The organism is Sphaerisporangium flaviroseum (genome assembly GCF_039537005.1).
Taxonomy (GTDB): Bacteria; Actinomycetota; Actinomycetes; order Streptosporangiales; family Streptosporangiaceae; genus Sphaerisporangium; species Sphaerisporangium flaviroseum.
In genome coordinates this window covers 1-19,543 of sequence record NZ_BAAAZR010000031.1, presented here as the reverse complement: position 1 = coordinate 19,543, position 19,543 = coordinate 1, and the positions used below count along the sequence as shown (strand labels likewise).

General features: G+C 68.5%; 19 protein-coding genes and 1 pseudogene. 7 read left to right on the top strand and 13 right to left on the bottom strand.

The features are described from left to right. Window positions 1–226: 226 nt before the first annotated feature. Window positions 227–1,036 (bottom strand): hypothetical protein, encoded by an 810-nt coding sequence (locus tag ABD810_RS30175; RefSeq protein WP_344948098.1) that lies wholly within the window; start codon window positions 1,034–1,036, stop codon window positions 227–229. Window positions 1,037–1,531: 495 nt separating this feature from the next. On the opposite strand from ABD810_RS30175, the gene ABD810_RS30170 reads away from it, so the two are divergent. Both ABD810_RS30170 and ABD810_RS30165 read left to right on the top strand, forming a co-directional pair. Continuing rightward, complete coding sequence (locus ABD810_RS30170; protein WP_425566976.1) at window positions 1,532–2,065, top strand: plasmid mobilization protein; 534 nt, start codon at window positions 1,532–1,534, stop codon at window positions 2,063–2,065. Then, entirely contained in the window at window positions 2,062–3,573 is a 1,512-nt protein-coding gene (locus tag ABD810_RS30165; protein ID WP_344948092.1) for a relaxase/mobilization nuclease domain-containing protein, read from the top strand. The genes ABD810_RS30170 and ABD810_RS30165 overlap by 4 nt, the downstream gene beginning before the upstream one ends. A 109-nt stretch (window positions 3,574–3,682) precedes the next feature. On the opposite strand, the gene ABD810_RS30160 is transcribed toward ABD810_RS30165, so the two are convergent. The 4 genes from ABD810_RS30160 to hppD form a co-directional block, all read right to left on the bottom strand. After that, window positions 3,683–4,453 (bottom strand): hypothetical protein, encoded by a 771-nt coding sequence (locus tag ABD810_RS30160; RefSeq protein WP_344948089.1) that lies wholly within the window; start codon window positions 4,451–4,453, stop codon window positions 3,683–3,685. After that, window positions 4,450–4,869 (bottom strand): hypothetical protein, encoded by a 420-nt coding sequence (locus ABD810_RS30155; RefSeq protein ID WP_344948086.1) that lies wholly within the window; start codon window positions 4,867–4,869, stop codon window positions 4,450–4,452. The genes ABD810_RS30160 and ABD810_RS30155 overlap by 4 nt, the downstream gene beginning before the upstream one ends. Before the next feature lie 75 nt (window positions 4,870–4,944). Continuing rightward, complete coding sequence (locus tag ABD810_RS30150) at window positions 4,945–6,090, bottom strand: alpha-hydroxy acid oxidase (RefSeq protein ID WP_344948083.1); 1,146 nt, start codon at window positions 6,088–6,090, stop codon at window positions 4,945–4,947. A 10-nt stretch (window positions 6,091–6,100) separates the two neighbouring features. Next, window positions 6,101–7,198, bottom strand: coding sequence for a 4-hydroxyphenylpyruvate dioxygenase (gene hppD / locus ABD810_RS30145; protein ID WP_344948080.1), 1,098 nt, complete (start codon window positions 7,196–7,198; stop codon window positions 6,101–6,103). An 871-nt stretch (window positions 7,199–8,069) separates the two neighbouring features. On the opposite strand from hppD, the gene ABD810_RS30140 reads away from it, so the two are divergent. Beyond that, a complete protein-coding gene (locus tag ABD810_RS30140; RefSeq protein WP_344948077.1) occupies window positions 8,070–8,255 on the top strand; it encodes a hypothetical protein in 186 nt (61 codons plus the stop codon). Between the two features lie 190 nt (window positions 8,256–8,445). On the opposite strand, the gene ABD810_RS30135 is transcribed toward ABD810_RS30140, so the two are convergent. Further along, window positions 8,446–9,537, bottom strand: coding sequence for a hypothetical protein (locus ABD810_RS30135; protein WP_344948074.1), 1,092 nt, complete (start codon window positions 9,535–9,537; stop codon window positions 8,446–8,448). Continuing rightward, the gene (locus tag ABD810_RS30130) at window positions 9,534–10,028 is read right to left on the bottom strand and encodes a SigE family RNA polymerase sigma factor (RefSeq protein WP_344948071.1); all 495 of its coding nucleotides are present in this window, start codon (window positions 10,026–10,028) and stop codon (window positions 9,534–9,536) included. Before ABD810_RS30130 ends, ABD810_RS30135 begins: the two co-directional genes overlap by 4 nt. A 253-nt stretch (window positions 10,029–10,281) precedes the next feature. Between ABD810_RS30130 and ABD810_RS30125 the strand changes: the two are divergent. Next, window positions 10,282–11,064, top strand: a pseudogene (locus ABD810_RS30125) (transposase family protein). 858 nt (window positions 11,065–11,922) lie between these two features. Here ABD810_RS30125 and ABD810_RS30120 read toward each other — a convergent pair. Beyond that, on the bottom strand, window positions 11,923–12,618 hold the full coding sequence (locus ABD810_RS30120; protein ID WP_344948359.1) for an SDR family NAD(P)-dependent oxidoreductase: 696 nt from the start codon (window positions 12,616–12,618) through the stop codon (window positions 11,923–11,925). A 103-nt stretch (window positions 12,619–12,721) separates the two neighbouring features. Here ABD810_RS30120 and ABD810_RS30115 point away from each other — a divergent pair, with 103 nt between their 5' ends. After that, window positions 12,722–13,600 (top strand): helix-turn-helix transcriptional regulator, encoded by an 879-nt coding sequence (locus tag ABD810_RS30115; RefSeq protein WP_344948069.1) that lies wholly within the window; start codon window positions 12,722–12,724, stop codon window positions 13,598–13,600. A gap of 103 nt (window positions 13,601–13,703) precedes the next feature. Here the strand turns inward: ABD810_RS30115 and ABD810_RS30110 are convergent, their stop codons facing one another. The 3 genes from ABD810_RS30110 to ABD810_RS30100 all read right to left on the bottom strand — a co-directional run bounded on the left by ABD810_RS30110 (window position 13,704) and on the right by ABD810_RS30100 (window position 15,424). Further along, on the bottom strand, window positions 13,704–14,411 hold the full coding sequence (locus ABD810_RS30110) for a bifunctional DNA primase/polymerase (protein WP_344948067.1): 708 nt from the start codon (window positions 14,409–14,411) through the stop codon (window positions 13,704–13,706). Beyond that, entirely contained in the window at window positions 14,338–14,859 is a 522-nt protein-coding gene (locus ABD810_RS30105) for a hypothetical protein (protein ID WP_344948065.1), read from the bottom strand. The genes ABD810_RS30110 and ABD810_RS30105 overlap by 74 nt, the downstream gene beginning before the upstream one ends. A gap of 247 nt (window positions 14,860–15,106) precedes the next feature. Further along, complete coding sequence (locus ABD810_RS30100; protein WP_344948063.1) at window positions 15,107–15,424, bottom strand: DUF6225 family protein; 318 nt, start codon at window positions 15,422–15,424, stop codon at window positions 15,107–15,109. Window positions 15,425–15,533: 109 nt separating this feature from the next. Here ABD810_RS30100 and ABD810_RS30095 point away from each other — a divergent pair, with 109 nt between their 5' ends. Beyond that, window positions 15,534–15,746: a hypothetical protein gene (locus ABD810_RS30095; RefSeq protein WP_344948060.1), complete on the top strand. Its 213-nt coding sequence runs from the start codon at window positions 15,534–15,536 to the stop codon at window positions 15,744–15,746. Between the two features lie 65 nt (window positions 15,747–15,811). Here ABD810_RS30095 and ABD810_RS30090 read toward each other — a convergent pair whose 3' ends face one another. Both ABD810_RS30090 and ABD810_RS30085 read right to left on the bottom strand, forming a co-directional pair. Beyond that, window positions 15,812–16,045: a site-specific integrase gene (locus tag ABD810_RS30090; RefSeq protein ID WP_344948057.1), complete on the bottom strand. Its 234-nt coding sequence runs from the start codon at window positions 16,043–16,045 to the stop codon at window positions 15,812–15,814. Continuing rightward, entirely contained in the window at window positions 16,042–16,179 is a 138-nt protein-coding gene (locus ABD810_RS30085; RefSeq protein ID WP_344948053.1) for a hypothetical protein, read from the bottom strand. Before ABD810_RS30085 ends, ABD810_RS30090 begins: the two co-directional genes overlap by 4 nt. A gap of 332 nt (window positions 16,180–16,511) precedes the next feature. On the opposite strand from ABD810_RS30085, the gene ABD810_RS30080 reads away from it, so the two are divergent. Then, the coding region (locus ABD810_RS30080) for a LamG-like jellyroll fold domain-containing protein (protein WP_344948051.1) at window positions 16,512–19,543 on the top strand (3,032 nt) is incomplete at its 3' end.

Below are 19,543 nucleotides of genomic sequence, written 5' to 3'. Positions count from 1 at the left end.
ACCAGATGGCCGAGGTAAGCGCGGAAGGTAGCGCGGCCGAACACGCGCGGGCTGCCCACAGCGTCGTCAACGAAACCCGCGCCCGGCCGTCTGCCGCTTTCGATGCCGTCGCGCGAGCCCACCACACCACTCTCACCGCCCGGCGCACGGCCCGAAGGGGGCCAGTCCATCACCGTGTGGTTCGCGGAGCTGTAGCCAGATTGGCGCCGTACATGCCGGGCCTTGGTTATCGGTGAGGGATGGTGCGGCGGCGGAGCAGCAGGCCGGTGGCGGCGGCGAGAGTGAGCAGGAAACCGGTCACGACGAACACTCGCCCATCGGGTCCCGCCTGACCGCCGCCTCCGGTCTCCGCCGCTCCTAGCGGGGTCTTTGTCACCTTGTGGTTCCCGCCCGTTGGAGGGTCGGTCACCGTCTCGGTGACGGTGCGGGTCGGCTTCGGGCTCGTCGTCGCAGGGGCGGGACTACCGGTGGTCTGCCCGCCGGCCGCGATGGTGAGGGTGTAGGTGGTCAGCTCGGCCCCGTTCTGGACCGCACAGTCGATCGACCGTTCGGTGGGCCTGGGGCCGATATTGATGGCGGCCGGTCTCACCGTCGCCGTGCCAGCGTTGGACGGGGTCGTTTTCAGGCCGACCTCAGCCGTGGGCAGCGGAATGATCTGGCCCGGGAGTACCGTGCCGAGCCGGCCCACACCGGTGGCAGAGGCCAGGCCGGGCATCCCGCTGATGGATCCGTAGGCGTACAGGTTGGTGCCGGTGGGAAGCCCCTCGGTGGGTGCCCTCAGCCCGGTGCCGATGTAGGTCCCGCGCCAGCCGATGGTCGTCTGCTCACCCGTCTTGGCGCCGGCCGGCATGGTCAGCTCGACCTTGACCTGGATGTCCTGGGACTCTGCGGTGCCGATGGTGGTGCACCGGTACTCCACGATGTCGGTGACGACCGCGCCCTGCTGCCTGTCGGGGACGGCGGCGTGAGCCGAAAAACCGAACAGGAAATTGCCACCGGCCAGGATGGCGACATATACGACAGAGCGGATGCGCAAGGCGACTCCTCTTGCGACAGATGGGGCAACCAAGAGACGCTCCGCGAGCACGCTCGGTTGTCGGCCGGTGACGCCGAAATTGCGGCGTTCCAGCGAACTGGGTGCTAAGAAGGTCAACGGCATCGGGGTTGCTGGGCTAGCACCCCACCGCGAGACGTACTGTGAGCCTGCCGCCCTGGCAGGCGACAGGGTATGGCGCGTGGCGATCCGCTGGGCCGCATCCGCCGCGGCGCGCCGCTGACCGTACCCACGCCCTGGCGCGCGCCGACGTCGAGACGCTGCTGACCCGCCCGACGTTGGGAGTGCGCGAGCTGCACCCTGTGGCGGCTACTGTTTATGGACGCTCCGGGATCGAGGCGGTGAGCCGCCGGTTTCTGCTTCAGCAAGATATATGATCCGCTGTCTGATCGCGCTGAGGGCCTTCCATTCGATTGATCTCCCCTTCTACCTTCGAAGGGAACTGCCCCACCGCCCGGGGCGGATGCTGTGGTCGCGATGGAGGCCGTCAAGGTGAGCAGCGAGGGGTATGCAGGCCAGAACGCCGCTGTCGCTGGCAGAGACCGTACGGTACGGCGACAGCGACGCCAACCGGGCGGTCGGCCGCACAAGCACATGGTGCGGCTCTCGGACGCCGAGCAGAACATCATCGCCGCCCGGGCCCAGGAGGCCGGGGTGAGCGTGCCCCGGTTTCTGGCCGAGGCCGCGCTCGCCGACGAGGCGGGCACGGCGAACGAGCGACGCGCCGCGGCCGCCGAACTGCTGGCGGTCCGGCGACTGCTCGCCGCGATCGGCGACAACCTCAACCACCTGGCCGCCGTCGCCACCGCGACGGGCGGACCTCCGCCGGCGTTGGAGGCGACGATGCATGCCATCGATGGCGTCGTGTCCCGCTTGGACGAGCTCACCGCCGCCTACGGACACCTGGGCCTGCCGCACGGCCTGCGTCCCGAACGCGGCCGCGCCACCGGCGACCCGGTCACCGACTGTGAGGATCTTGTCGATGTCGAGGTGGAAGGCGCCGCTGGGTGAACAACTTCATCTCCCCCGCCCGCGGCCGGCACCCGGTCGGCCTGGTGCAGTACCTGTTCGGCCCGGGCAGCAACCGAGAGCACACCGACCAGCGGATCATCGCAGCCGACCCGGTCCTGGGCTGCGCTGACGGCGTCCGCCTGGACCACCTCGATGAGGCCGAGCAGATCTACGCGCTCGGCCGGGACATGGACTCCCACCGCGTGCTGCTGCAGGAGTACCCGGCCTGCGGGTGGGTGTGGCACTGCGCGCTCAGCCTGCCGCCCGAGGAGGCCGGACGGCTGAGCGATGAGCAGTGGGCGCACATCGCCCGCACCGCCATCACCCGCCTGCGCTTCGACGCCGACACCGCGGCCGGGCGGGCGCCGTGCCGGTGGCTGGCCGTTCACCATGGCTTGTCGACCGGCGGGAACGACCACGTGCACCTGATGGTCAACCTGGTGGCCGAAGACAGCACGCTGGCGTCGACGTGGAACGACCGGCGCACGATGAGCCGGTTGTGTGCCGAGATGGAGAACCGCTACGGGCTGGGTCGTGTGGAGGGCCGTGCCGGGCGCGGGATGCCGGGCTACTCCAAGGCCGAGCACCAGCGCCTCAAGGCCGGTCTGCAGCTGCACCGCCACCGCGCCGCGCGTATCGTCCGCGCCTGCGCCCTGGTGGCCGCGAGCGAAGCAGAGTTCGTCCGCCTGGCCCGCGGATCGGGGCTGGAGGTCCGGGCCCGCTACAGCTTGGACCGTACGGCGGTGACCGGTTACAGCGTCGCAGTGGTCGACGAGCACCAGATGGTGGCCTGGTACGGTGCCGGCGGTCGCCTGGCCGCCGACCTGACCTTGCCCCGGCTGCGCGAGCACTGGCCCTGCCCCACTCCGGCGACGCAAGCCGCGGCACTGGCCCAGTGGTGCCGCCCGGCGGTCGCCGCCGCTGGCCTGCAAACCCCCGGTCCGAAGGCATGGACAGGGGCGTGGGTCACGGCCGCGGAGCGCATCGAGCAGATCGCCGTCCAGCTCGCGACCCCACCGCACCATGACGCCGCGACCAGGTCGAGGACCACCAGGGATACCGCAGCGGTTGCGGCCGCGCTGGCGGTCCGCATGGAACCCACGGCCGGGCCGGTGACCGAACTGGCCGACCTGCTCGCCAAGGCCGCTCAGATCCCGCCCGGGCGGCCGAGAAGCGACGCCCTAGCTCACAAGGACATGCGCAGCGCGGTCTTGGTCATCCGTCAGGCACCGCAGAGCGCTGCCTGGAGCGTGCTGCTGCACGCCGTGACTGCTCTGGCCGAGGTGATCGCCGCCTGGCAGCGGATCGGCCGGCCACATTTGGCAGCCGAGCTCGCGGCCGTCCTGCCTTACGTGCAGGCGGCCCATCCCCTGCCCGGTGCCCGCATGCTGGCGGCCCATCAACGCTCCACCGGCGCCCCCGGCCCGACGAGCGCGCCCGGTCCCGCGGCCCGGCCACCAGCTGTCGGCCTCACTCCTCCAGGGCGGCGCCCCGGTCCCAGGCGCTGAGCCGTCCTGACCGGAGCAGCGCGATGAGCATCGTGGAGTCGGAGTCTTTGTCCGGCCGGTGTGTGCGCCTGGCGAAAAGGGGTTGCCTGCCCGGGGCCGGCACGTCCGCTTACCTGGTGTCGGTGAGCACCGCGACGATCCGGCCAAAGTTGGATTCGATCAGCGCTTGTTCGGTTTTGCCGGTGGTGTAGTCGATGGATTCCAGGGCCAGCAGGACCGGTCCGCGTTGGACCAGCACGCGGACGTTGACCGAGGTGCGTTTGTTGGCGACCCAGACGGCTTGGCCGATGGTATGTCCGCGCCAGCCGGCGCTGTCGGTGGCGTAGGCGGCGGTGGTGGAGGTGGCGCGGATCTTCTTTGCCGGAGTGACCGGGTCGTCGGCTGTGCCGGAGTAGCGGCACCGGTTCAGTCGGGTGGTGATGCGCCTCATCAGGGTGGTGGCGTGTGCGGTGTCGGGCAGGATCCAGCCTTGCTGGGTGAATACTCCGGTGCCGGGCACGATGAGCTCGCGGCCGGCGGTGGCGTACCGCCTGGGCACTTGTACCCTGGCGACGCCGTGCAGCGGGGTGAGCGGAGCGCAGATCAAGATTTCGCCGGAGGTGCCCCGGGCTGGGATGGTGGTGCTGCGCGCGCCGGGGAGCCCTACGGTGGCGGCGGTGGCAAAGCTCGCCTCGACGCTGGCGGCGGTCGGCGGCGCCGGGGACGCAGCCGCGGCTGAAACCGTGACCTGGGTGGTGGCCGAGACGCGCGGCACGGCGGGCTGGTTGGCTGCGAGGCAGCCGGTGAGGGCGGCGGTCACCGCAACGGCAACCACTTTGGTGACGGCGTTGGTGCTCCATCTGCTCATGCGGCCTTTGCCGATGTCGCGGGTGCGGTTCATGGCCGACCGCCAGGCGGCGTGGTGCCGGCCGGGGCCCATACGGCGCCCGACAGTGCGGTCCAGCAGGACAGTCCTTGAGGATCTGCGGTGTTGTAGGCAGGGGTCCACCATCGCCCCTTCTTGCCGATCTTGTCGGTGAACTGCCGCAGGTGCTGGTCCCAGGTTCCGCTCGGGCTGGTGTGGATGTACCAGGCCCTCGTGTGGCGCTGCCGGGTGAGCATGGCCGCAGCGTCTGGGCCGGGCTCATACCAGCAGGCCCGCTGGCCGGGTGGCCCGGCCGCCAGCGCCGCGTCGGCGGGTCTGGCAGTGGCCGTCTCGATGGCGGCCTGGTCCTGGCCGGTAGTGGCGGGCGAGCTTGGCGCGGCCGATGCCAGTGCCAGGCAGGTGGCGGCCAGTGTCACGGTGAGGGCTTTCATCTCAGCCTCCTTCGGGGTAGGTGCGCGCCGAGCACGGCGGGTGTGCGTCGGAGTGTCGGCGTCAGGGATGCGCGCTCATGTCAGGGCGGCAGGCGCGGGCAGTAGCCCTTCGCTGATGACGCTGGCCAGGTCAGCGGCCGCGCGCAGGTCGGCGCACCCGGTGTGGGTCATGGCGTCGAGCAGTTCCTCTCGCAAGACCGACAAGGTGAGCTCGACGCCGCGTTCTCCGCCGACCAGGCCGTACAGGATCGGGCGTCCGAGCAGCACCCCGCCGGCGCCCAGAGCCATCGCGCGCAGGATGTCCAGGCCGCTGCGAAAGCCGCTGTCGATCAGCACTGGGCAGCGGTCGGCGACGGCGTCGAGCACTGCCGGTAGTGCGCCGATGGTGGAGGGGGCGCCGTCGAACTGGCGGCCGCCGTGGTTGGACACCACGATCGCATCGACGCCGAACTCGGCGGCCAGCGCGGCGTCGCGGGCGTCCAGGATCCCTTTGAGCACCACGGGCAGGACGGTCTGCCGGCTCAGCCACTCGATGTCATCCCAGTTCAGCTGGGCGTCCATGATCGTGTCGGTGTGGCGGGCGATGGACGATCCCGGCCGGGTACCGGCCGCGGCCAGCCCGGCCGCATCGGCGCCGGACGCCAGCCCTGCGGGCAGGGTGAAATCGTTGCGGATGTCACGCAGCCGTCTGCCCATGCGCGGCATGTCGACGCTCAGCACCACCGCGCGGCATCCCGCCTGCTCGGCCTGGGTGAGCAGCTCACCTACCCGGGCCCGGTCGGTGAACCAGTACAGCTGCGCCCATAAGGTGGCGCCGGTGGCTGCGAGCTGGTCGATCGGTGTGCTGGTCAGGGCGCTGACGGTGAACGGGATGCCAGCGCGTTTGCAGGCCCGGGCGACGGCGAGCTCCCCGTGGGGGTGGATCAGCCGCTGGTAGGCCATCGGGGCGACCGCGACCGGCATCGCGGCCGGGGTGCCCAGCAGGGTGGTGTGGGTGCTGGGGTGCGCCACATCGCGCAGTACTCGCGGCACCAGCCGGATATTGGCCAGGTCGGTGCGGTTGAGCTGGAGGGTCGACTCGTCGCCGGCGCCACCGCAGACAAAGTCCCACACTTCGGGCTCGAGCTCGGTGGCGGCCCATTGCGCGATGTCGTCGACGGTCAGCGGCGTTTGCGGCGGGGAGGGCGTCGCTGCGGGGGTGCCGGTGTCTGTGGTGGTCATCGCCGCCGGCCTAGGCGAGCTGGCGTTCGGCGCGCGAGGCGTGCGCGACGGCCGCGTACAAGGCCTCGATGTTGCCTGCGCCGAAGGTCGTCGCGCCGAAGCGTTCGATCAGCTCGAAGAACAGGGTGCGGCGCGGGTGGATGCTTCGGGTGAAGATCTGGTACAGCTGCCCGTGGTGGTCTTCGTCGGCCAGGACGCCGACCTTGGCGAGGTTCGCGATGCTGTGGTGGGAGGGCAGCAGGCGTTGCGGCAGCTGGTTGTAGTAGGCGGCCGGGGTTGGCAGGAAAGCCACTCCCCGGTTGGTCAGCGCTGAGACGGTGGTGACGATGTCGTCGGTGGTGAAAGCGATGTGCTGGACGCCGGGGCCGCGGTGCTCGGCCAGGAACTCATCGATCTGCCCGGGGCGGGTGGCGTGCGCGCTGGGCTCGATCAGCGTCAAGGTCACCGAACCCGACAGGCTCTGCACCACCACCGAGTCCATCGCCGGCCGGCCTTCGAGGGTGACCTGCTCGTCGAAGATCTGCCGGAACCCCAGGCCCTGGCAGTAGAACTCGCTCACCGGGCCCAGTTGCCCGGTGGGCAGGCAGATGGCCAGATGGTCCACCTGATACAGCCGGGGCAGCGGCGCGAGGTGGATGTCGCCCACCGGGGTGAGCCCCGGTGCTCGGGTGGCGGCGGCCGCGCTGGTCCGCGGCTGCACGAAGGTGTGGGCCAGGTCGCCGAGTCCGGTGACCGTGGCGCGCACCCACCCGTCGGTGGTCTCGATCGGTTCGGCGATGGACTGTGCGCCGGCGGCGATGGCAGCCTGGTAGGCGGCGCGGGCGTTGCCGGTGCGCATCGCGATGTCGGCGACCCCGGCTCCGTGTTCGGTTACGTATCGGCTGCCCGGGTGGTCGAAGACCTTCGGTTCGGTCAGCAGCAGGGTGATGGCCCCTTGGGCGAGGCCGACCGTGCGGTGGGAAGCCGACTCGCATACCCCAAAGCGGGCGAAGCCGAAGGACTGCGCGAAGTACTCCGTCGCGGCGGTGGTGTCGGGTACGTACAGCTCCAGATAGGCCAGGTTCACGTCGGCGATGGTGGCGTTGCCGATGTCGGTACTGCGCTGCATGACTGCCTCTTCCTCAGCGAATGTGCCACCGGGCCGCGCAACCAGGTGACGGGCGTTGACTCGTGGGGTCAATGAGGCGCTGATCGTAGAGACCAAGACGCGAACCCCGCTCCGTGCCGTTACCGATTCGCAACATATGCATGGTGAGCGGCAACGCGCGACACTACGACGCAACAGGAAAGTAGTGGCTTTCATGCAGCTCACGGAGAGGAAAACGGAGATTGTGGCCGCAAGAGCCGCATCTCGGCCCCGACAATTCGGAAAGCATCTAATGGTATTTACTGCTTATCCGAAACAGAGGATTGGATCGATCAAGCTGATCCGCTCAGCCAGCAAGTTGTCCCTGAGCTTGTACAAGCGCTGACACGTGCCGCGCTTGGCGGCTGTAGTCGACGAGCTTGCTGCCGCGCCACTGCCTAGTCGGGCAGTCAATTGGCTGTGGGGTGCCGCGCGTGCGGCTCCTCTACTCGGACTGGGCCGACGCAGTGACCTCCGTCAACCGGTGGAGATCTGCGCGCAACTCCCACACCAGCCAGATTTCTTCCACGGCCCCCCGGGGAGGGGACGGCCAGACATCTAACTTGTGGGGAGTCCCGGAAGCTCCCGACAGCGGGCCGCTTCTGGATCAGTGGCAGCAGATCCTCATCTGGCGCAACGCCGTCTGGGTGGCCGAACACGACCCCGAACGGCGGGCCGCGTGGGGCCGGCGTGCTCCAGTGCTCCGGATGATTCTCCGTGCTTTCGGAGCGGCCGCGCGGATGGACTGCTGCACCACCACGGCGTTCGGTGTCCGCTCCATCAGCCTGATGACCGGCCTGGACTACTCGACCTTCGCCGCACACCATGGCCGGACCGGCTGCCGTCCGGGTGGGTGGGCCTGTACGGCAGGCACGAAGCCGTCGACTACATTCGCGTCCGTCCCGACCTGGCAGTGGAGATCGAGGTCGACGTCGCCGCCGAGCACGGCAGATGGCGCCACCCGGTCCGGTACCTGCGCCCACGAACCGATCTGACGACAACCGACGTGCCGCTAGAACTGGACCTCAACGAGGGATGATCCAGTGAACCTTTTTCAACTTGTTGTCGCAGGTCAACAGGCGCTGAGCGGATGACCGAGGCTGCATGGCCTGCAGGGATGCGGGCCATGCGGCGCTCAGATGGCACCCGAGGGAGTTGCTCCGTCGCTGTTCTAGAGCCTGTGCAGGGCAGGATGGAAAAGGCTCCTTGGTAGAGGGCCGACTACGCGGTCAGCGCACCAGGCCCGGTACCACCTTCACCCCGTCCTCGCGGAGCGTGAACAGTTCCCTGCTTTTGCCCGTCCGTATGTCCACCGCGTAAACCACCGATGGCCTGTCCGGTGATTCCGGTGCGGCCAGCGTGGTCACCTCCGTGGTGTTCAGCCAGCCACCGAGCCGTAAGGGGTAGAGCCCTTTTGAGATGCCGGATATCGGGATGCGGGTTTCCCGGCCGCCGCTTACCGCGTCGAAAACGACGATTGAGCCGTCCCGCCGCACCATCGGCTGCCGGTCCCGATCGACGGTCTGCCCCAGCCGGGCGAGCGTCCGCCCGTCAGACGCGAGAGCGCTGTAGTCGTACGTGAAGTCCCGGATGGTGATCGGGTCATGGCCGAGCACCCACACTTGGCTGGTCATGTCGTACGGCTTGGCGAGCACGACGGGTCCAGACCCGTCCGACACGCTCACCGGCCACCACCCGCGCTTGAGGTCGGTCACCGTCCCCCGCTGCACGTCCACCAGCTTGTTCGGCTTTCGCCGCCCGCCCCACCCCGACACGACGAACCGCAGCCCGCCGGGAGACAGCCGCAGGGCGTACTCAACCGCGAAGTCCTCTGCGGGCTGCTTCAGCGGCGCCTTCCACGTCCTGCCGCTCGCCAGGTCGCGCACCACGATCGCGCGATGTTCCGAGCTGTAGTAGGCGATCCTGCGGCCGTCCGCCGTGACCTCCAGCGGCCCCTTCTCGAACGCCTCGGCCAGCTCGTAGGTGTCGCCCCCGCCGGTCACGATCCGCCAGGCGCGCCTGGCGCACGGATCTCCGGTCATCGGGCAGCTCTGCCTGTACGCCTGCTCGACCGGCCCGACCCCCTTGGCGGGCAGCGGGAGCACCGTCGTCTCCGGCGGGGTAAGCACCACCGAGGGGGCAAGGTGCATCTGCGGGAGCAGCGTGGCGCCACCGCCCGCGATCAGGCAGGTCACGGCGGCGGACGCCATGATCAGGCGGGTCGTGCGCCTCCTGCGCCCCCCCCGCACCGCCCGGGCCGCCAGGTCGACGGCGGGCGCCTGCTCGGCCAGCGCGTGCAGGTCCTCACGTAGTGTGTTCACCGGTACACCTCCTGAGGGGTGATCGCGCGCAGTTTCGACAGCGCGTAGTGCGTCTGGCTCTTGACGGTGCCGATCGAGACGCCCATGAGCTGCGCGGTCTCGTGCTCGGAGCGGTCCTCGTAGAAGCGCAGCACGATCACCGCCCGCTGCTTCGGAGTGAGCTGGGCCAGCGTGTGCAGCAGGGCCAGGCGGCGCACGGTCGCCTCGTCGTGCGGTTGCCGGGACTCGGCGAGTTCCGGCGCTTCGGCTTCGAGGAGCTCGACGTGCTTGCGCCGGCGCCAGGAGATGCTCTGGTTCACCAGGGCCTTGCGGGCGTAGGCCTCGGGGTTGCCGCCTTTGGCGAGCTTGGTCCAGTGGGAGGCGAGGCGGGTGAGGACTGTCTGCAACAGGTCCTCGGCGAGGTGGGGGTTCCCGGTGAGCAGGTACGCCGTCCGCATCAGCGATTGCTGGCGAGCGTGCACGAACTCGTGGAACCCCTCGTAGCGGTCCATGTAGAGAAATAACTCCGCCGAAGGGCTTCAGGTTGGAACGTCAGCGTAACGACGGGCACGCGAGCCGGTCGGCTGTGAGGTGATCGCGGTTGTCTTCGCCGGTGGGACGGGGCACTGAGTCTTTTTCATCCCCTGACAGCGGACTGCTGGACACAGCATGATCGCAAGACCGGTGTTCGCCTAACGACATAGAAAAACCCCTGGTAGACGGGTTGATCACCACAACCATCACCGTCACAACCAGGGGTTTCGGATGCTGTTCTATCGTGCTGCCGTCGATGTGTCGCGTTCAACGCTGAACTACGTCGCCGGCCTGATCCGCCGGCACCGCAAGGCGATCGGGTCGCCCTGGCGGCGGCTCAACCCCGGACAACAGGCCCTGCTGGTACTGGTCTACCTGCGCAAGAGCGAGACGTTCGTCGAACTCGGCGCGGGGTTCGCAGTGTCCACGACGACCGCGTGACGCCATGCGCAGCAGACGGGGGCGGTGCTGTCGGCGCGCTTCACCCAAGCTCGGCCAAGCGTTGCCGCAAGGCCAAGCGGGACGGGATGCACTACCTGGCGCTGGACGGCCACGCCGATCCACACTGACCAGGTCCGGGCCGACCGGCCGCGCTTCTCCGGCAAGCACCGCGTGCATGGAATGAACGTCCAGGTCATCGCCTCACCGGACGGGACGATCCCGTGGACCTCCAGAGCCCTGCCGGGCACGGCGCATGATCTGAGCGCCGCCCGCATCTGGGGCATCCCGCGTGCGCTGGAGCGGGCCGGAATCATCACCCTGGCCGACAAGGCGTATCAGGGAGCCGAGGGCCCGATCATCACGCCGTACAAGGGCAAGAACAAGCCCACGTCACAGAAACAAGCCAACCGCTCCCACGCCAAGCTCCGCGGACCCGGCGAACGCGCCAACGCCCAGCTGAAGAGCTGGAAAATCCTCCGGAAACTACGCTGCAGCCCCGCCAAGGCCGGCCACCCGTGCAAGGCCACCGCCGTCCTTCAAAACCACCGCGTCGCACATGCCGCCAGAGGATGAAAAAGGTTCAGTATGTGGAACCGAGAGGAGAGGCCACCGAACGAGGCGTATCCCCGACCGTTGCCCCGCTTAGGACTGCTCTCGCGTGGTCGAACGACTTCGCCGAGACGATGAGGTCGCCCAGCGTGCCAAACATCTAAGCGATGTACTGCATTGCCCGTTGCCGTCAGCGCCAGTACACGCTGACGGCTCGGGTTGAAACCGGTGGCTATAGCCATTGTGAATCTACATCGTAAAGGCGTCGTGATGAGCCGCAGTCCACCGCCAACGGTCCGCCAATGCCATCACCACGGTCATCTGGGGGAGCCACCTCGCCGCTGACGCTCTTGATGGACTGCGCGGTCTCTCCGCGACTGAACCCGCCGTGCGAATCTCACCAAGGAAGGATCTGCGCTGCGGTCAGCTGCCGACTGCAACCGCCGCTTGGCCCGTTCATCATCTTCAAGTGCTCTGCGATTCGTCATACCGCCTATGCAAGGTCTGGCCGGGCGGGTAGCCATAGCGCTTATCTCCTCAGCCGCGCTCGCTCACTCGCTCGCCACCGAGAACGCCCACCAGAGCTGGAGCGCGGTCTTCGCCCACGACGAGCTACATGCCGGAACGGGACTCGCCGCCGTCGCGCCCGCGGTGTTCTTCTCTGGTAATCGAGCGTTTTACTCGAGATCGGACATGGTGTCTCCTTCACGTTCATCGCGCGAATGTGCTCGCGCGGCCCTGCGGTGGAAGGCCTCTGGCGGTCGACGGGGTCGACCGGCCAGTCAGTGTGGTCTGGGCGGATCGCCGAGTATGCCGCGAGAGACTCGGGGCTGCCGGGGTCTCCCTCCTCCGTGCCGGGCACGCCCCGAATGCAGAGGTGGATCACCAGGCCATCTCACCGTGACGGTCACGGAAGGTTCCGGTCGGTCCGTCCGCCCCGATGGTGGCGAGTTCGACGATCGCGTCGGTCCCCTCGGTCACTGTCTGCGGGCCGCTGTGCCCGTTGAAGTCGGTCGCGGTATAGCCCGGGTCGGCCGCGTTCACTTTCAGGTCCGTCCAGGCCTTCGCGTACTGCGTGGTCAGCATGGTCACGGCAGCTTTCGAGGATGTGTAGAGCGGCGCGACGGGCCTCGACTCGACGCGCTCGGCGTCGTGGGTTGCCGCGAACGACCCCATGCCGCTCGACACATTGACGATGACCGGGTTCGCGGACTTGCGCAGCAGAGGCAGGAACGCGTGCGTCACTCGGACGATCCCCACGACATTGACCTCGAACACCGCGCTGGCGTCAGCGGCCGTGATCTGGTCGGCCGGGTTGTGTGTTCCGAAGATACCTGCGTTATTGATGAGGACGTCGATGACTCCCTCGCGAGCCCCGACGTTGGCGGCGGCCGCGGCCACCGACGCGTCGTCCGTCACGTCGATCTGGACGAAACGGGCACCGAGTGCCTCGGCGGCTGCCTGGCCGCGCTCTGGATCGCGAGCGCCGATGAGGACGGTGTGGCCGGCCTCGATCAATCGGCGGGCGGTTTCGTACCCGAGGGATCTGTTGGCTCCTGTGATGAACGTTGTTGTCATGTGTTTCACTCTCGGCCAGCGGCGAGAGGACAACCAGTGCCCTCCGCGGGGGTAGGACGGCCAGTACCAGGCAAAACGGCTGCCCAGTGGACATACTGGTCGAGTGGACGAGACCCTTGGCACGGCATTGCGCCGCTGGCGCGACCGGCTTTCTCCCATCGACGTCGGCCGGACTTCGCGGCCCGGACGACGTGCGGTGGGGTTGAGACGCGAGGAACTGGCCGAGCTCGCAGGGCTGTCAGTCGACTATGTGGTGCGGCTGGAGCAGGGGCGCGCCACGAGCCCTTCGGCGCAGGTCGTGGCGAGCCTGGCCAGGGCACTGCAACTGGAACCCGTGGAGCGCGATTACGCCTACCGGCTGGCCGGCCTCCTCCCGCCACAGGAGGGGACGATCTCCACGCATGTTCCAGCGGGGGTCCAACGGATGCTGGCTCGCCTCGGGGAGTTCCCCGTGGGCGTGTTCAGTGCCGACTGGACCTTGCTGTCCTGGACTCCCGCTTGGGCAGTGCTGCTGGGCGACCCCAGCGCACGGACGCACGTCGAGCGGAACCTGGTGCGGGCGGTCTTCGCCGCAGGGCCCAGCGGGCTCGCGGCCTGGCCCGTGCTCCAGGAGGGCGACACCCTGAAGCCCACCCTCGTCGCCGATCTGCGCACGGCTCTCGTCGACTACCCCCGCGACCGTGGGCTGATCGACCTGGTCGCGGAACTGCGCTCCACCAGTGCGGAGTTCGCCCGGCTGTGGGACGAGGGTGCGGTCGGTCTGCACGTCTCGGCTCGCAAGACCATCGTGCACCCCCAGGTTGGCGAGGTGACGTGCGACTGCGACGTGCTCACCGTCCCCGGCTGCGACATCCGGCTCGTCGTCTACACGGCGGCCGCGGGTTCCGTCGATGCGGAAAAGCTGGAGTTCCTGCGGGTCACGAACGGCGTCAGCCCCGGCGGCTCCTCGCCTCCGGGGGCCGGTCTGTTCTCCACGCCGTAACACTCGGGCCGGCCGGGTCTCGTCCAGCAGAGGTCGAGTCCGTCAGTGAAACGACCGCTAACGGGTGTGTCCCGAGGTGTGGGATCTGTCCCGGCCTCGGGCGTCACTGACCAGCGGCCGGCAAGTGCACGGTCCAGAACATCGGCCCACTCCGGCAGCGGAACGAACTCGCTGTTTCGTTCACCCGATAGTCGAGGCGGACGCGAGATCGCAGGATGGTGGTCATGGCGAGCTTGCCCGCCCGGATCCAGGCCGGTATTGGGGGTGATGCCGTCCTCACGGCCTGGTCGGTCCAGGACGTAGGCGGCGTCAGCGCCCACGCCACGCAGCGTGGCCGAGGCGAACGAGCGCTGCCAATCCAGGCCGACGAACCCCAGCCCGGGGTGGGCCAGGGACCCCCGCCGCGGTGGCGCGGCATCCCCTCGCCGTCCAGCGTGCCGTCCAAGGCAGCCAGGTATTCCACGCCGGGCCGGTAGCCCGTGGCCAGCAGCACCCCCACGCCCGCAGGCGTGCAGTCCACTTCGCGCATCCGTGCACGCGACTTCGGAAACCGACAGCCGGACGGTGTGGCAACGGTGAGGGTGTCGGGCCAGGGCCAGCCCCGGGTGACGCACAGCTCGGCGAGGACCCTGCGGCCCTCGACGTCGTCGTGCACGTCGAGGTCCAGGCCGACGATCTGGTTGGTCCAGCAGCCGACGCCAATGTTGTCCCCGGGCCGCCACTGCTGTCGGACCTGGTCAGCCGTATGCAGGGCGTACTGCTGCCAGTCGCGCCGGTCGGGTAGGCGCCCGCCAGGAGCTCTCGGGAACACCGCCAACCCGCGGGCGACGAGCTCCAAGGGATCTGGGACGAGGCCAGCCACAAATGCACCCGATGTCGTAGCCCATCATCCTGAAGTCGCCGCCACACTCCTCGCAGGTGTTCCTCTCGTCCTCCTCCTCAGGGTCGAGTTCGGGTCCCCAGTCCTGATGCCGCCACCCGCTGCAACTGATTTCGCAACCGCACCCCTTGGAGCACTCGGGGCAGATCATGCCGACCGTCCACCCGCACGTCTCGCACAGGATCTCGTTGGCCGGGTCGGCCAGGACAGCCACGGCTTCCAGCGGCGTCTCCTCGCGGCCGTCCATCCACTCCTCCAGCTGGGCGCGGGTGGCGGTGTAGGTCTGGCCCGGCCGGTGCTGCATGAGCTCGCGCACGGCGCGGCCGAGGTCACGATGGTTGTGCGGCATGTTCTCGTCCCAGTCCGCGGGGGTGCCCACGCTCGTTCCCCGCCTGGTCGAGAGCGCGCGTCGACAACGGACGCGCCGAGAACAGGAGGTGAGGATGCCGCTCGCTGTCACACGACACTTCTCCCATCAGCGCCGCCTTCCGCGTGGGCGGAAACGACTCGGGGTGGGCTGGAGCGTCAGCCGCTGACGGCACGGTAACCCATCGGCTCCAGTCCGGTCCACGACTTCGGCCGGTGAGCACCAACTGTGACCACGGTGCTCGGCCTGGCGCCGGCCATCACGACGATGAGATCCGCGCGGGCCGGACGTGCAGAACGTCGGCGGTGTGCCAGGCGCACTCCAGCGCGAACAGCGGGTCGCGCTCCATGCGGTCGCCGTTGTTCCAACGGATCTGACCGTGGCCGGCGTCCACGATGATCTGGTCGTCGGCCACGCCTTCCTCGTCGGTGGCCACGTGGACCACGATCGGGTCGTCGTCGGCCAGATGCGCGATCGCCGCGCGCAGCTGCCCGGCGGTCCATGCGCGGCGGCCTTGGGCGTCGGCGACGGTCTCCCACGGCACGACGGTGGTCTGCGCCGCCTCGGTGTCACTCATCTGCTCATGCTCCCTGTCGGTTGGTGGCCACCCGCATGACCCACTCGGCCGAGTGGGTCATGCGGATGCACTCCTCAAGTTCGGCCGGCCGCCGGTCATCACTGAGGACATGCTGCACACCGTGCTGCGCTGGCGTGCAGGCGGTGAGTCCGTCGAGGACATCCGCTCCGACCTGATCATCCCCACCGGCAAGCGCGGAGGAAAGAACCCGAGCCTGGCCAGCATCTACCGCGCACTCGCCGACCACGCCATGACGCAGGCCTATCCTGACGCCGTCGACCAGGCCCACGCTGAGTTCGCCGCGCTCCCGACCAGGACCTGACACAAGCTCACCGCAGGTCAGCGATATCCGCCTGATTCCCGGCGAGTACTACGGCAACCGAGCGGCTACAGCCCGGTGACGGGGTTGCCGGTCCAGCGGTCGCCCTCTTCCAGGTAGCCGAGCAGGGCGCGGGAGCCGTCGGCCCATCCGCCGTGGCGGCCGATGCGCTCCAGCCTCTTGCCGTCGCGGCGGGCGGCGGTGGCGAACCCGCGCCGCAGCGAGTGGCCGGTCCAGCGGCCCTCGAGTTCAGCGGCCGCCGCGATGCGGGCCACGCCGTCGGCGACGGCCTCGGCGGTCATCCGGCCCTCCGCGTCGCCGATCGGGCACCGGCCCGGGTCATCGGCGCGGCGATGCGGCCGTGCTTGTCGATGCGCACCAGCAGCGGCCCGGCAGTGCGGCCAGCCTGCTCCATGACGGCCAGCAGGTCGCGCACCGCGCACACCGGGCAGGTGGCCGGGACGCGGCCGTACGGGACGGCGACCTCGGTGAACTTCTTGATTTGCGCTGATAGACGGTGACCAGCAGGCCGTCGGGGGTCTCGGCGAGGTCGGTGACGTCGAGCGCGGCCAGCTCGCTCACGCGGGCCGCGCAGGCGTAGCCCAGCAGCAGTGGACTGCACTGTGACGTAGATCACTATTGTGCCACAGGGACTCTTTGCGTACGTTCCAAGTGGTTCGTAGAGATCAGTCCAGTTTGTCCGGATGGGTCCAGGTAATCGTCTGACGACGGCGCCCTGGTGGCTTTGTGCCTACAGAAGGGGCGTCGGTGCGTCGTTCCGTGCTGCGTCGGTCGTTGTTTGCTGCGACGATTTTTTCGTCCACCTTGATGGTGTTCATTTCGGGTGTCGGTGTGCCTGATGGCCTGACTCCGCAGGCGTCGGCGAATACCGCCGAGCAGGCGGCCGTAGAGATATCCGCAGCCGATGTGGACACTCCGGTCCAGCAGACCGGTTCGGCCGCCGGATTACCGCATCTGGTGCCGACCGAGTCCACCATGACGAAGCTCGGATCATCCGGAAAAGCGGTTACGGACTTCAAGCCGCCAAAGGGCGCGCTGCCGCTGGAAGGCCGACACAAGGCGCTCAAGGAACCCGCGGCAGGAGGACTGAAGCCTCCGAAATCCCCGTATCAGCTTGCCCGCGAGGAGGCCCGTAAGCCTTCGGTGGATGGGAGTGCCCCGGCCTCTTCGCCGTCCGCCGCGCCTAGCTCCGCGGGTGGGGCCGCCACGGCCGCCGCTGGTTGCTATTACCCGGCATGGTCCGCCATTAGTCACTATTCGACCGGCGCCACCGTGTCCTACTTCAACACCGCCCAAGGCATGACCGAGTCACACGACTTCCGGGCGACGCGTAACCCACAAGGTTTGCCGCCATTGAGCACGACGGCGTGGCAGGACCTTGGCCGGTGTTATGTGCAGCCGGCGCCGCAGCCGCCGGTGTTCGCTGGGTTCTGGCCGCGCGAGGGCGGGTTGGTGGGTTCGTTGACGCCGACTCTGGAGGCGTACGCCTACTCGGCCACCGGACGGCTGGTGGCGTACTACTTCCAAATCTGTTCGGGGGCGTCGGGGACGGGACAGTGCACCCCGGGTTCCTGGAGCAACGGCGGCACCTGGCTGGTGCCAGCGGGTAAGTTGCAGTGGGGCAAGACCTACTGGTGGTCGGTGGTGGCGGAGGACACCTCCAACGGTCTGACCGTGACCTCGCCGTGGATGTCCTTCAGCGCTCAGCCCGAGCAGCCGTCGATCAATTCCCTGCTCGGCAGCGGTACCGGTGGCCGGGAGTTCAACCATGTGGTGGGCAATTACACCTCCACGGTGACCGACGCCTCGGTGGCCACGGTCGGCCCGCCGCTGGCGGCCACGCGCACCTACAACAGCCTGGACCCGCGCACCGACGGGATGTTCGGGGCGGGGTGGAGCACCCGATGGGATATGCGGTTGGTGGACGAGCCGCAGACCAAGACCGTACTGGTCACCTATCCCGACGGCCAGCAGTCCAGGTTCGGCGCGATGGGCGACGGCAGCTATGCCTCGCCGCTGGGCACCTACGCGACCCTAGCGACGGTGACCGGTGGCGGGTGGCGGTTGATGGACAAGTCGTCCACCTCGTACTTGTTCGACGCCCAGGGGCGTGTCACCAAGGTGACCGATAACCGGGGCCGGGCCCAGGATTTGGTGTACGGCACCGACGGCAAGCTGTCCAAGGTCACCTCCACCGGTGGCCGGTCGTTGTACTTCACCTGGAATGGTGGTCATGTAAGCGGCGTGTCCACCGATCCGGTGAACGGGGCACCGCTCGACTGGTTCTACACCTATGAGGCGCACAAGCTGGTCAAGGTGTGCGGCCCGGGGTCGGCCACCGCGTGCAGCACGTACGCCTACGCCGATGCGTCGCGCTACAGCAGCAGCGTACTGAACTCGGTGCCGGAGAGTTATTGGCGGCTGGGCGAGGCCAATGGGGCCGCCGATTCTAAGCTGGCCGATGCGGCCGGCTGGAACCTGGGCAGTGAAGACGGGTACTTCAGCAGTGGCACCTACGACGCAGCGGTGGGGGCGGCCGGGGCGCTGGGCGGCTCGACCAACACCGCGGTCCGGTTCGCTGGCACATCGGCCGCGAGCTCGTATGTGTCGCTGCCGAATTCGGCGGTCAGCGGCCGAGGTGCTTACCTCACCGTGGAGGCTTGGTTCAAGACCACGGGCACCGGAGTCGTGTTAGGCCATAGCGACACGTCGTCCACGCCGACGAACTTCACGCCGGTGGTCTACGTGGGGGCCGACGGGAAGCTGCGCGGCCAGTTCTGGAACGGATCCGCCAACCCGATCGCCTCCACCGGCACGGTGAACAACGGTCAGTGGCACCATGTGGCGCTGAGCGGCGATGGCAGCACCCAGACTCTGTACCTGGACGGACAGGCCGTGGGCACGCGTAGCGGCGCTATCGACCACCGCGACCAGTTCGACACCCGCTTGGGCTCGGGGTACGCCTCGCCGACCTGGCCGTCCTCCACCACCTCCACGCGGTTGTTCCCGTTTAAGGGCGACATCGACGAGGTCGCGATCTACGGCCGGGCGTTGCCGGTGTCGGAGGTCCGGGCCCACTACCTGGCCGGCGCGGCAGCACCGCAGATGATCACGTCCACCCTGTCGACCGGGCGGGTGTGGGGGCAGAACCTGTACGGCGCCGACGGTGGCCGCTTGCAGACCCACACTGACGCCAACGGCGGCCTTTGGAAGCTCAGCGCGCTGCAGTACAGCGCGGACCCCGAGGGCGACCCGCACGCCACGGTCACCATCACCGACCCGCACAACGGCACGCTGAAGTCGGTGCACGACGCGCTGCGTGTGCTGAGGACCACCAACGAGACGGACCAGCTCGGCAAGACCACCAATTATGAGTATGACACCGGTGGCTTCCTCGGCAAGATCATCGACCGCAACGGCAACACCACCCAGGTCACCCACGACGAGCGTGGCAACGAACTCAGCATCACCAAGTGCCGATCGGCCGGGGACTGCCAGACCTCCTACGCCGCTTACTATCTCAACGCTGCCGACAAGTTCGACCCGCGCAATGACCAGATGACCGCCTACCGGGACGCGCGGTCGACGAGCAGCACTAGCAACACCTACGCCATCAAGTGGGATTACACGACGTTCGGCGAGAAGTCCAAGGAGACGACGCCGGTCACCACGGATTTCCCCAGCGGTCGCTCCACCATCTATGCCTACACCGACGGGACGGAGACGGCGGCCGGTGGCGGCCTCACGCCCGCCGGCCTGGTGAAGAGCGAGACCGATCC

What these genes read in the sequence shown, in the direction of transcription:
- ABD810_RS30170 (WP_425566976.1), top strand. Translation starts at nt 1,532, where the DNA reads ATGGAGGCCGTCAAGGTGAGCAGCGAGGGGTATGCAGGCCAGAACGCC.
- ABD810_RS30160 (WP_344948089.1), bottom strand. Translation starts at nt 4,453, where the DNA reads ATGAACCGCACCCGCGACATCGGCAAAGGCCGCATGAGCAGATGGAGC.
- ABD810_RS30155 (WP_344948086.1), bottom strand. Translation starts at nt 4,869, where the DNA reads ATGAAAGCCCTCACCGTGACACTGGCCGCCACCTGCCTGGCACTGGCA.
- ABD810_RS30150 (WP_344948083.1), bottom strand. Translation starts at nt 6,090, where the DNA reads ATGACCACCACAGACACCGGCACCCCCGCAGCGACGCCCTCCCCGCCG.
- hppD (WP_344948080.1), bottom strand. Translation starts at nt 7,198, where the DNA reads ATGCAGCGCAGTACCGACATCGGCAACGCCACCATCGCCGACGTGAAC.
- ABD810_RS30130 (WP_344948071.1), bottom strand. Translation starts at nt 10,028, where the DNA reads ATGGACCGCTACGAGGGGTTCCACGAGTTCGTGCACGCTCGCCAGCAA.
- ABD810_RS30120 (WP_344948359.1), bottom strand. Translation starts at nt 12,618, where the DNA reads ATGACAACAACGTTCATCACAGGAGCCAACAGATCCCTCGGGTACGAA.
- ABD810_RS30100 (WP_344948063.1), bottom strand. Translation starts at nt 15,424, where the DNA reads ATGAGTGACACCGAGGCGGCGCAGACCACCGTCGTGCCGTGGGAGACC.
- ABD810_RS30095 (WP_344948060.1), top strand. Translation starts at nt 15,534, where the DNA reads ATGCTGCACACCGTGCTGCGCTGGCGTGCAGGCGGTGAGTCCGTCGAG.
- ABD810_RS30090 (WP_344948057.1), bottom strand. Translation starts at nt 16,045, where the DNA reads ATGACCGCCGAGGCCGTCGCCGACGGCGTGGCCCGCATCGCGGCGGCC.